The following is an 11,951-nucleotide window of genomic DNA, read 5'->3' as shown; positions in this document are numbered from 1 at the left end:
ACAAAAGTAGTGCTATTTTTCAGTTTTAGTAATCTTTATATCACCATTAATGGTATGACAATTTAGATTAAATTTTAAAAATTTAAATTGGGTTAATGTAATCTGTCCCGTTTTAGTAAAAGCTTCTACTTTTGCGTGATCTGTTTCGATATTAATATCACCATTTACCGTGTTAATGGAGGCATTTCCTAAAAACTGTTTAAGATTACAATTTCCTTGATTTAATTCAATAAAAACCGATGGATACGTCCCAACCAAATCCACAGATCCAATATTACTTTTAATCTCTAATTTAATATTTTTAGGTACCAACAATTGATACTCTACAGACATAACCTTGTGCGCACTTAATTTGTCGTTGTCTTTTACAAATAATGGCTGAAATGATGAGGATATATACAATTGCTTGTTTACAATACTATCAACCATTACTAATTGATTAGCATGTTCACCTTCAATTTTTACCTTTAATAAGATAGTGTTAGATGGACTATTTGAAACCGTAATATTAAACACATTTTCTCCATCTATTACTATTGTATTAATTACATCTGCATTCCATATTTTTTCAGTACTTTTTTGAGCACATACAGATGTAATTGCTATTAATAGTAATAAAATGGTAGTTTTAAGTTTCAAAAGGTCAAACTATTTTAAATATAAAACGCTTCAAAATATATTGAAGCGTTTATAAAATCAAAGACTGTATCTTTTATTATTGTTGCATATTTTTAGCCTCTATACTTAATGTTGCATGAGGTACTAGTTCTAATCGTTTGGCATTTATTAGCTTTCCAGTTACACGACAAACACCATAAGTTTTGTTTTCAATTCTGATTAAAGCATTTTTTAAATCACGAATAAATTTTTCTTGTCTAATCGCTAATGCTGAATTAGATTCTTTACTCATTGTTTCGCTTCCTTCGTCAAACGCTTTAAATGTAGGTGATGTATCATCTGTACCATTATTATGGTCATTCATATACGCACTTTGAATAAGTTCTAAATCATGTTTAGCTTGTTTTATTTTATCTTGAATAAGCACTTTAAATCCAGCTAATTCTTTATCTGAATATCTAATATTAATATCTGAAGCCATAATTTTAAATTTTTTGTATAAATAGTTTGGTATTTACGTCATCAAAAGCAATTTCTATACCACTATTTAATTGATTAATAATTTTTAGATCATCAGTTAAAGTTTCCGCTTTAATATAATCTAAGTTTGTTTTTACCGCTTGCGTGATGTTAACATCTTCTTGTAATTGCACACTAATTTTATCTGTTACTTCAAATCCAGAGTCTTTACGTAAATTTTGAATACGGTTTACTAACTCCCTAGCTATACCTTCTTCTTTTAAAGCATCTGATATTGTAACGTCTAAAGCTACTGTAATATTACCTTCATTTGCAACTAACCACCCTTCAATATCTTGAGAGGTAATTTCGACATCATCACGTTGTAATTTAACTATTTTTCCATTACAATCAACATCTATTTCTCCTTTTTGTTCAACAATTTTAATATCGTCTGCAGTCATTTTATTTATTGCTCCAGCGATAGTTTTCATGTCCTTACCAAAACGAGGTCCTAACGTTTTAAAGTTAGGTTTGATTTGTTTTACTAATATATCTGATGCATCTTCTAAAAGTTGGATTTCTTTAATGTTTACCTCATGCTTAATTAAATCCGCAACTGCTAGAATTTCTTCTTTTTGTTGTTCTGAATCTATCGGAATCATAATTTTTTGCAACGGTTGACGCACTTTTATTTTTTCTTTAGCTCTTAATGATAGCACTAAAGAAGAGATGGTTTGCGCGTTTTCCATTTTACGCTCTAATGATTTATCAATATAACTAGCGTCAAACTTAGGGAACTCTGCTAAATGCACACTCTCAAAAGCCTCTTTATTAGTTACTGAGTTTAAATCTAAATACAGCTTATCCATGAAAAATGGTGCAATTGGCGCTCCTAACTTGGCTATGGTAACCATACAAGTGTATAGGGTTTGATATGCCGAAATCTTATCTGTTTGATAGTCTCCCTTCCAGAAACGTCTTCTGCTTAAACGTACAAACCAGTTACTTACATAATCCTGTGTAAAATCTGAAATAGCACGCGCTGCTTTAGTTGGTTCATATTCTGCATAATACTCATCAACTTTCTGAATTAAAGTATGCAATTCTGATAAAATCCATCGATCCAATTCTGGTCGCTCTGCTAATGGAATTTCCGCTTCAGCGTAACTAAACTTATCCAAGTTAGTATATAAACTAAAGAATGAATACGTGTTATATAGTGTTCCGAAAAACTTACGTTTTACTTCTTCAATTCCATCCAAATCAAATTTTAAGTTGTCCCATGGATTTGCATTAGAAATCATGTACCAACGTGTAGCATCTGCTCCATAAGTATCTAAAGTTTCAAACGGATCTGTGGCATTACCTAAACGTTTAGACATTTTCTGTCCGTTTTTATCTAACACTAATCCGTTAGACACTACGTTTTTATAGGCAACCGAGTCAAATACCATTGTTGCAATTGCGTGCAAGGTATAAAACCAACCTCTAGTTTGATCCACTCCTTCTGCAATAAAATCTGCAGGAAAAGCTTCGTTATTATCTATTTTTTCTTTGTTTTCAAATGGGTAATGCCATTGTGCGTAAGGCATTGATCCAGAATCAAACCAAACGTCTATTAAGTCGCTTTCGCGTTGCATTGGCTGTCCACTAGGTGACACTAATACAATACCATCTACAATATTTTTATGTAAATCTAACTTAGCATAGTTTTCTTCGGAATTGTTTCCAACCTCAAAATCTTCAAAGATATCTTTAGCTAAAACACCAGCTGAAACTGCTTTTTGCATTTCGGCTTTAAGCTCTTCAACAGATCCAATACAGATTTCTTCCTTACCATCTTCTGTTCTCCAGATTGGCAAAGGAATTCCCCAATAACGAGATCTAGATAAATTCCAATCGTTTGCATTAGCTAACCAATTACCAAAACGTCCTGTCCCTGTTGATTTTGGTTTCCAGTTAATGGTATCATTATTTGCTACCATTTTTTCTTTAACATCAGTCACTTTAATAAACCAAGAATCTAATGGGTAATATAGGATTGGTTTATCTGTACGCCAGCAATGTGGATAACTGTGCTTATATTTTTCAACCTTAAAGGCTTTATTTTCTTCTTTTAACTTAATCGCTAGCTCAACATCTATTGATCGTTCAGGAGCTTCGCCATTATTATAGTATTCATTCTTAACATACTTTCCACCAAACTCTCCCATTTCTGGTCTAAACTTACCTTGTAAATCTACAAGAGGCACTAAGTTTCCATTATCGTCTTTTACCAATAATGGTGGTATTTCTGGCGAAGCTTGTTTTGCTACTAAGGCATCATCTGCTCCAAATGTTGGTGCTGTATGTACGATACCTGTACCATCTTCAGTCGTTACAAAGTCTCCAGCAATGACTCTAAAGGCATTCTCTGGATTGTCATTTGGTAATGCGTATTGTAATAATTGTTCGTATTTAATACCAACAAGGTCTTTTCCTTTAAATTCTTTTACAACATAAAAAGGGATTTGCTTATCACCATCTTTATAGTCTAAAAGTTCTGGTTTAGTCTGTACTTGATTAAACGATTTTCCTGCAAATTGTTTAGCAACTAAAGCCTTAGCCATAATTACATTAATAGGCTTAAATGTATATTGGTTATACGTTTCTACCAAAACATAATCTATTTTTGGGCCAACCGTTAATGCTGTGTTACTTGGCAATGTCCAAGGTGTAGTAGTCCATGCTGTAAAATGGATATCGCCTTCGTTTTGTAAAAAGTCTGGTAATGTACTTTCAATAGCTTTAAACTGAGCAACAATAGTTGTATCTGTTACATCTTGATATGCTCCAGGTTGATTAACCTCATGCGAGCTTAATCCTGTTCCTGCTTTTGGAGAATATGGTTGAATAGTATACCCTTTGTACATTAACTTTTTAGAGTAAATCTCTTTTAAAAGCCACCAAACGGTTTCCATATATTTAGGCTCGTAGGTAATATATGGATCTTCCATATCTACCCAATATCCCATTTTTTGAGTTAGGTCATTCCAAACATCAGTATAACGCATAACTGCTTTACGACAGGCTGCATTATAGTCTTCCACCGAAATTGTTTTACCAATATCTTCTTTGGTAATACCCAGTTCTTTCTCTACACCAAGTTCTATTGGTAAACCGTGGGTATCCCAACCAGCTTTACGCTTAACCTGAAAACCTTTCATGGTTTTGTAACGTGGAAAAATATCTTTTATAGCTCGTGCTAAAACGTGATGTACTCCAGGCAATCCGTTAGCTGAAGGTGGTCCTTCAAAAAACACGTAAGGCTCTGCGTTTTCACGAGTTGTTACACTTTTTTCAAAGATGTTATTGTCCTGCCAATATTTAAGAATTTCTTCTGCTACGTTTGGTAAGTTAAGTCCTTTATATTCAGTGAATCCTGCGCTCATTTTTTCTAATTTCGTTATAGAGTCGCGAAATTAAGGAATTCTGTTTAAAACTCTGTTTTTTGATCATAAAAAAAGCTTAAAACAACAACACGATAAAGCAAAATTATCGAGAAAGTATGAATCTAATAAAATCCACTACGTAATTATCAAATCCACCAAGTCTTCAATTTTTGAGATTAATTGAATTTTGATTGCAGTATTTTTTAATGAAATTTTATTGTATTTAGATACAAAAATAGTGGAGAAACCTAGTTTTTCTGCCTCAAGTATACGTTGTTCTACACGTTGTACTGGTCTGATTTCTCCAGATAAACCAACTTCCGCAGCAAAACAAAAATTTGCTTGTAAAGCTTCGTCTTCATTTGAGGACAAAATTGCTGCTACCACAGCTAAATCTATTGCTGGATCATCCACAGATATACCTCCAGTTATATTTAAAAAAACATCCTTTGCGCCAAGCCTAAAACCTGCACGTTTTTCTAAAACTGCTAACAACATATTTAGTCGTTTAGCATTAAATCCAGTTGCACTACGTTGAGGCGTACCATAAACAGCTGTACTAACCAATGCCTGAACCTCAATCATTAATGGACGCATACCTTCTAATGTTGCTGCTATAGCGTTACCAGACAACTCGTCATCTTTTTTTGAAATTAATATTTCGCTTGGATTAGAAACTTCTCTTAATCCCGAACCTTGCATTTCATATATTCCAAGTTCGTGTGTAGATCCGAATCGGTTTTTTTGCGCACGTAAAATTCTAAAAACATGGTTACGATCTCCTTCAAACTGAAGCACTGTATCTACCATGTGTTCTAATATTTTTGGTCCAGCGATGTTACCATCTTTTGTTATATGACCAATCAAAATTACTGGTGTATTGGTTTCTTTAGCAAATTTAATAAGCTCTGTCGTACACTCTTTAACCTGGCTGATACTTCCACTTGAGGACTCTATATAATCAGAATGCAATGTTTGAATAGAATCAATAATTACAATATCTGGCTCTAAGGCTTCGATTTGCTTAAAAATATTTTGTGTTTTTGTTTCAGTAAGAATGTAGCAACTTTCGTTTTCAGGATTTATACGCTCGGCACGCATTTTTATTTGCTTTTGACTTTCTTCTCCAGAAACGTATAAGGTTTTATAAGGTAGTTTTAATGAAATTTGAAGTAACAATGTACTTTTACCAATACCTGGTTCTCCACCCAAAAGCGTTAAAGATCCTGGTACAATCCCACCACCCAACACACGATTAAACTCCGCATCAAGCGTATCTAATCTTGCTTCTTTAGAGGAATCAATTTCGTTTATTCTTAATGGTTTTGATGCTCGTTTTGTATTATTAGTCGGTGTTTTCCAATCGCTTTTTTCTGGTTTTTGCACAACCTCTTCAACAATTGTATTCCACTCCTTACAGGCATTACATTGTCCTTGCCATTTAGCATATTGCGTACCGCAATTTTGACAAAAAAAGGTGGTTTTTACTTTAGCCATAAGTTAATATCCAAAATCTGCTTTAATCTGTTCTGATAATTCTAAAACATGATCTTTAGTAATACCTGCTATTTCTGATAGTACATAAGCCGACTGGTATGTTTTCATTGCTTTTTTAGGCTCTCCTGTTTCTTCATAAAAGCGTCCTAAATAATAATTTCCTAATAATGTATCTGGATATTCTTTTCTAGCTAATTTTCCTAAATCCTCAAAATATTCCCAATTTTCTTTCTTTTTAATAGCTGCTTCAATTGCTTTAAAATCGTTAATTAAAATTGGTTTTTCTATTCCAAACAACTCATCAATCATTTGGTATTTTTCCGTCAGGTAATCCACTGGATTGCCTTCTAGATTTAAAATTGTTTCTTTGTACTCTTTTTTACTAATTGGCTGAAACACTAAAAAGATACTCTCTAATGCTTTAGGAATTGCGTGAGTAGGTAAGGTATAGTGTGATGGTCCATCAAACGTCTCAAATGTTTTTAAAACATTATTATTGTCTACTGCTTTTAATGCGTTAGACAAAGCTTCAGTTTGTTCATGAATATTTGAAGCATCATTGGTAGTACTTGCTAAATAGTAAAACGTTTTTTGTTCTAGTTTAGGAAATACTTCTGTTAAATAATTAGCCATATCTGGAGCTAACTCTGGACTTAAAACAATATAAGATTGAAATAAAGGAATACCTTTTAACAGATAGTAATTAATAAAATTTGCTGTTTTACCATGTCCTACAGCAACTTTAAAGTTTTCTGTACGGAAGGTTTTATCTATAAACGGAACCAACTCCATGCTAATAAACTCAAAAAAGGCTGCTCCACTTTCGATTGGCAGAGAGTTTTGTTCGCTATAATAACAATCGTTTTCTCTTAACCCGTATTGATTAACACCAATAACAATAGCTTCTGGTATGTCTTCCCAATAGGCATAATAGTCCACATTTCCTGCAACAGGCTCAAACAAGTAATCTGCATCAAAAACATATATAACGGGATATTTTTTACTTGATGTATCGTAGTTTCTTGGTAATTGGATTTTTATTTGTCTAGTTTCTCCTAGCCTTTCAGAGTTAAGCTCTTTATATATAGTTTGCGCACTAAGGTTAGACGTTAAAAATAAACCTACAAATAGAAAAAATATATGTTTCATGATGTGTGATGATTAAGTTTGGGTGTAAGTTACAAATTATTTGTTTCGGTTAAAAAAGGGAAGGTATAATAACGAAATTCCTCCAAAAACAAAAACCAAAATTGTTTGCGAGCTCCACATAATCCAACCAAATGCACGACTTGGGTCCACTGGTAGATTAAATAAAGTAAAAGCAATAACAATAGCTTCTGGATACGACCCTATACCTCCATTTGTAGCTGCAATACTAAAACTTGCTAAAATAAACCCTATTAAAACAGCTCCAAATGGCATAGCGTTTAAATCGGGAAAAGCTAGCGTAGTTACATAAAACATAAGCACGTACATGGTCCAAATAAATAAAGTGTGAAATATAAAGGCCCACTTTTTTCATTTTAAAAATACTAAGAGCTCCTTCAATCAATCCAGTTACAAATCCTTTAATTTTTAAAGCTATTTTTGACTGACTTCTTTTTATAAAAAGAATAAAAAATAGTGCAAAAACCGTTAAGATTAGTCCTGCAACCAGGATTTTAGTAAAATCAAATTTATCCACTAAAAAACTGTATATAAAGTCAAACTGCAAAAACAAAGTAATTGCTATTATACCTAACATGACAATCATATCTGCTATACGCTCTGCTACTATTGTACCAAATCCTTTTTCAAAAGGGACGCCTTCATAATTAGTCAATATAGTTGCTCTTGCTACTTCTCCAGCTCTAGGGATTGTGTAATTAATTAAGTAAGTAGCAAATACAGCCATTATACTATTACCTAATTTTATTTTATAACCTAAAGGTTCTAACATAAATAACCAACGATAGGCTCTAGATAAGTGACTTAGTAAGCCAAAAAAAACACCTAATAAAATGTATTTATAATCTGCATTTTTAGCAAACTGAACTATATCTGTAAAAGATAATTGAGATAGAGAATACCATATTAAAAAAACTCCCAATAAAATTGGGAGCGTTATTTTTAATATTTTTACTAGAAGCCTTTTGGACATTTACTTTAATAGGTTGGAAGCTTCGTCAGGAAATACTAAAGAAGGCTTAAATACTTTAGCCTCTTCAATATCCATAAACGCATACGTTATTAATATCAAGATGTCGTCTTTTGCAACTAATCTTGAGGCAGCTCCATTTAATGTGATTTCACCACTGTTTCTTGGGCCAGGAATGGCATATGTCTCTAGTCTTGCACCATTGTTATTGTTAACAATTTGCACTTTTTCACCTTGAATAATATTTGCTGCATCCATCAAATCCTCGTCAATGGTTATACTACCTATATAATTTAGGTCAGCTCCTGTTACTTTTACTCTGTGAATCTTAGATTTTACTACTTGTATTTGCATAGGGCAAAGATAATTAATTTAGAGCGATATTATCTATTAATCTGATGTCGTCTGCATAAACTGCAATAAACGCTCTGTAAGTGTTAGTTTTATTTTTTCTTTTTACGGTTTTTAAAGTGTCAACATCAGCTATAATAAAATATTCTAATTGCAATAACTCATGTTTATCAAACTGTTGTTGGACCCACTTTGTTGTTTTATCTGCACTTTTTGTGCCAAACTTAACTTTAGCTTCTTTAAGTGTTTTGTATATAAAAGGTGCTGCTTGTTTGTAGTCAGGTTTTAAACGTACATTTCTAGAACTCATAGCTAAACCTGAGCTTTCTCTAAAAATATCACAACCAACTATTGTTACAGGCAGCTTATATTTACTCACTAATTTTTTTATAATTGCCAATTGCTGGAAATCTTTCTCTCCAAAGTAAGCGTTATTAGGTGTTACAATTTCAAATAATCGTTTAACAATAGTACCTACACCATCAAAATGTCCAACTCTAAATTTTCCTTCCATTTCAAACTCCAAGCCATCAAAACTAAATTGTTGGGCTTTTGTATTACCATCATAAATATCATCTACGGTTGGTGCATACACAATTATTTTGTCAGAAACGGTCTTTAAAAGAGCAACATCGTCCTCTAAAGTTCGTGGATATTTTGCTAAATCGTCAGCATTATCAAATTGAGTAGGGTTAACAAAAATACTAACAACTAACCTTGAGTTATTAGCCAATCCTTCCTTTACCAATGACAAATGTCCTTGGTGTAAAGCTCCCATAGTAGGCACAAAACCAATAGTTTCTCCCTCTTGTTTTAAAGAAGAAATATGGGCACCAATTTTAGATTTATTAGTAAATACAAGCATTTTTAATATTTAATTAACGGATGCAAACTTAATATTTTAGTGGCAATCTGCATAAAATTTTGTACTTTTGCGTGTTTTTTAATGATAATTCTGAAAAAGCTATACAATATATGAAAGATAAGAGGATATTATATGTATCATCTGAAGTGGTGCCTTATTTACCGGAAACAGAAATTTCTTCAATGTCATTTGAAACACCTAGGATGATCAATCAGCAAGGTGGACAAATAAGAATTTTCATGCCTAGATATGGAAATATCAACGAAAGAAGACATCAATTACATGAAGTTATCCGTCTTTCTGGTATTAATTTAGTTGTGAATGATTTAGACATGCCTTTAATTATTAAAGTAGCCTCTATACCTAAAGAACGTATTCAAGTTTATTTTATAGATAACGATGAATATTTTAAAAGAAAAGCAACACTTACAGATGAGGATGGAAATTTATTTTCTGATAATGATGAAAGAGCTATCTTTTTTGCTAAAGGTGTTATTGAAACCGTTAAAAAATTAAATTGGTCACCAGATATTATTCACGTTCATGGATGGTTAGCCTCTTTACTACCACTATATTTAAAGCAATTTTACAAAGACGAACCTTTATTTAACGAAAGCAAAATTGTTACTTCAGTATATAAAAGTGGCTTTGAAAACGAGTTAAATTCAAAATTAGTTGATAAAATTAAATTTGATAATATTGATGAAGATCAAATAAAGGATTTAGTTAAGCCTACTTATAATAATCTAATGAAGGTAGCGATAGACAACTCTGACGCCTTAATTGTTGGATCAGAAGATTTACCTGAAGAGCTAACATCCTATTTAAAAGAATCTAAAAAACCTGTTCTAGATTTTCATGCTAAAGACGAATTTAGCGAAGCATACACTAATTTTTATACAACTAGCGTTTTAGACTAACGCAATATTGCCATATTTAAGAAATATCTATGAAAAGATTCATATTAAAAAGCATCAAACCATTAGTCGTTTTGATGATTATTGCCTTTACCGCTATTGCTTGCGACAAAGATTTTGTAAATGTAGAAAGCGATATTAGAGGTGCTCAAAATTTTTCTACAAGTAGTAGAGTATTCCCTTTTATAGCATACAATAAAAAATTAGAAGGAGTACAAACAAGTGGTTTATCTAGTAATGTTTTAGGTATATATAACGATCCTAATTACGGATCAACAGCTGCAAGTTTTATCTCTCAAATTACACCTGACGATTTAGCTCCAGATTTTGGTGACAATCCATCAATACTTTCTGTTAAATTATATCTTCCGTATTTTTCTACAGTAACTGAAACGGATGAAGATGGTAACTCAACTTACACTCTAGACTCAATATATGGTGATTCGTCAAGCCCTTTTAAATTATCTATTTACAAATCTAGTTACTTTTTAAGAAACTTAGACCCTGAAACAAATTTTGAGGACGAACAAGCTTATTATTCAAACGCTTACACTAATTTAAACTTAGAAGCTTTTGAAGAACAATTACTTTATCCTGCAGATCCTAATCAAACATTTACACCTAGTGCTTTAGAGCATGTAATTCAAGCAGAAGTTGAACCAGGAGAAGACCCTGAAGTTGAAGAAAGATTAGCTCCAGGAATTTATGTTGATTTAAACGATCCAAGTATTGTACCTGCTAACTTTTGGGAAGACATAATCTTTGCTGCAGACGGAAGCGCAAACCCTGCAATTACAAATGCAGCTGACTTTAAAAACTTTTTTAGAGGATTAATTTTAAAAGTTGAGCAAAACGATACTTCTGTTGACGGTAGCTTACTGTTTTTAGACCTTACTACTAATGCTAAAGTTGAAATTAAGTATGAATATGATGGTGATGACGCAGGAGATAGAGAAACAGGAACATACACCTTTAACTTTAACGGTAACAAGTTTAATACTTTTAAAAACCTTTCAAATTTTACACCATTAACAGACGGAAATAGCACTTCTGGTGATGATCAATTATTCATTAAAGGATTTGAAGGATCAATGACTGTTTTAGACTTATTTAATGGTAACATTATTGACGAAAACAACGCTACTCAAGATTCTTGGGAATACTTTAAAGGTAAAAACGGACAATGGTTGATTAATGAAGCTAATCTAAATCTATATGTAGATCATAGTACTTCTACTGGAGGAACATCAGAGCCAGACAGGATAATGATTTATGATTTAAAAAACAACCTTCCAATTATCGATTATTTTGTTGATGTAACTAGTAACTCAACAGATCCTTATAACTCAAAAATAATTTACTCTCCAAAACTTGAAAGAGATGATAGCGGAAACGGAGTAAAATATAAAATTAGACTTACTGAGCATATTAATAACATCTTATTAAATGACTCGACTAATACAAAATTAGGTATTTACGTTACCAATAATATTAACTTATTTGGAACTTCAAAAGTATTTAATACTAATGAAAGTAACATTGTAAATATTATTCCTCAAAGTTCAGTTATCGCTCCAGAAGGAACAATACTTTATGGGAATACACCAGCTGTTCCAGAAAACGTAAGAGCTAGTTTTGAAATTTTTTATACAGAACCTGAAAATTAAATTATT

General features: G+C 32.2%; 9 protein-coding genes and 1 pseudogene. 2 read left to right on the top strand and 8 right to left on the bottom strand.

What is annotated here, in order from left to right; translation table 11 throughout:
* Positions 1 to 12: 12 nt before the first annotated feature.
* From AC0L3M_RS13355 to panC, 8 genes and pseudogenes are all read right to left on the bottom strand, one after another.
* On the bottom strand, positions 13 to 639 hold the full coding sequence (locus AC0L3M_RS13355) for a DUF4097 family beta strand repeat-containing protein (protein ID WP_473431086.1): 627 nt from the start codon (positions 637 to 639) through the stop codon (positions 13 to 15).
* A gap of 76 nt (positions 640 to 715) precedes the next feature.
* Positions 716 to 1,099 carry a TraR/DksA family transcriptional regulator gene (locus tag AC0L3M_RS13350; protein WP_145005623.1) on the bottom strand — a complete coding sequence of 128 codons (384 nt, stop codon included), beginning with the start codon at positions 1,097 to 1,099 and terminating at the stop codon, positions 716 to 718.
* 4 nt (positions 1,100 to 1,103) lie between these two features.
* Positions 1,104 to 4,511, bottom strand: coding sequence for an isoleucine--tRNA ligase (ileS, locus tag AC0L3M_RS13345; RefSeq protein ID WP_473431085.1), 3,408 nt, complete (start codon positions 4,509 to 4,511; stop codon positions 1,104 to 1,106).
* Positions 4,512 to 4,646: 135 nt separating this feature from the next.
* Positions 4,647 to 6,008 carry a DNA repair protein RadA gene (radA, locus tag AC0L3M_RS13340; RefSeq protein ID WP_145005610.1) on the bottom strand — a complete coding sequence of 454 codons (1,362 nt, stop codon included), beginning with the start codon at positions 6,006 to 6,008 and terminating at the stop codon, positions 4,647 to 4,649.
* Positions 6,009 to 6,011: 3 nt separating this feature from the next.
* A complete protein-coding gene (locus AC0L3M_RS13335; RefSeq protein ID WP_292943239.1) occupies positions 6,012 to 7,157 on the bottom strand; it encodes an alpha/beta hydrolase in 1,146 nt (381 codons plus the stop codon).
* A 36-nt stretch (positions 7,158 to 7,193) separates the two neighbouring features.
* Positions 7,194 to 8,148 (bottom strand): annotated as a pseudogene (locus AC0L3M_RS13330) (lysylphosphatidylglycerol synthase transmembrane domain-containing protein).
* Entirely contained in the window at positions 8,149 to 8,499 is a 351-nt protein-coding gene (gene panD / locus AC0L3M_RS13325) for an aspartate 1-decarboxylase (protein ID WP_473431084.1), read from the bottom strand.
* A gap of 13 nt (positions 8,500 to 8,512) precedes the next feature.
* Entirely contained in the window at positions 8,513 to 9,361 is an 849-nt protein-coding gene (gene panC / locus AC0L3M_RS13320; RefSeq protein WP_473431083.1) for a pantoate--beta-alanine ligase, read from the bottom strand.
* 110 nt (positions 9,362 to 9,471) lie between these two features.
* On the opposite strand from panC, the gene AC0L3M_RS13315 reads away from it, so the two are divergent.
* Together AC0L3M_RS13315 and AC0L3M_RS13310 are read left to right on the top strand one after the other, a co-directional pair.
* Complete coding sequence (locus AC0L3M_RS13315) at positions 9,472 to 10,281, top strand: glycogen/starch synthase (RefSeq protein WP_145005597.1); 810 nt, start codon at positions 9,472 to 9,474, stop codon at positions 10,279 to 10,281.
* A gap of 29 nt (positions 10,282 to 10,310) precedes the next feature.
* Complete coding sequence (locus AC0L3M_RS13310; RefSeq protein WP_341587238.1) at positions 10,311 to 11,945, top strand: DUF4270 domain-containing protein; 1,635 nt, start codon at positions 10,311 to 10,313, stop codon at positions 11,943 to 11,945.
* The last annotated feature ends 6 nt before the right edge of the window (positions 11,946 to 11,951 follow it).

This window comes from Olleya sp. KJ81-1, assembly GCF_055808135.1.
The sequence above is the reverse complement of the archived record's forward strand: the minus strand, read 5'-3'. Positions and strand labels throughout refer to the sequence as shown.

Bases quoted from the DNA above. Each gene is read 5' to 3' on its own strand.
- AC0L3M_RS13310 (WP_341587238.1), top strand. From the start codon at position 10,311: ATGAAAAGATTCATATTAAAAAGCATCAAACCATTAGTCGTTTTGATG.
- AC0L3M_RS13335 (WP_292943239.1), bottom strand. From the start codon at position 7,157: ATGAAACATATATTTTTTCTATTTGTAGGTTTATTTTTAACGTCTAAC.
- radA (WP_145005610.1), bottom strand. From the start codon at position 6,008: ATGGCTAAAGTAAAAACCACCTTTTTTTGTCAAAATTGCGGTACGCAA.
- panD (WP_473431084.1), bottom strand. From the start codon at position 8,499: ATGCAAATACAAGTAGTAAAATCTAAGATTCACAGAGTAAAAGTAACA.
- AC0L3M_RS13315 (WP_145005597.1), top strand. From the start codon at position 9,472: ATGAAAGATAAGAGGATATTATATGTATCATCTGAAGTGGTGCCTTAT.
- panC (WP_473431083.1), bottom strand. From the start codon at position 9,361: ATGCTTGTATTTACTAATAAATCTAAAATTGGTGCCCATATTTCTTCT.
- ileS (WP_473431085.1), bottom strand. From the start codon at position 4,511: ATGAGCGCAGGATTCACTGAATATAAAGGACTTAACTTACCAAACGTA.
- AC0L3M_RS13350 (WP_145005623.1), bottom strand. From the start codon at position 1,099: ATGGCTTCAGATATTAATATTAGATATTCAGATAAAGAATTAGCTGGA.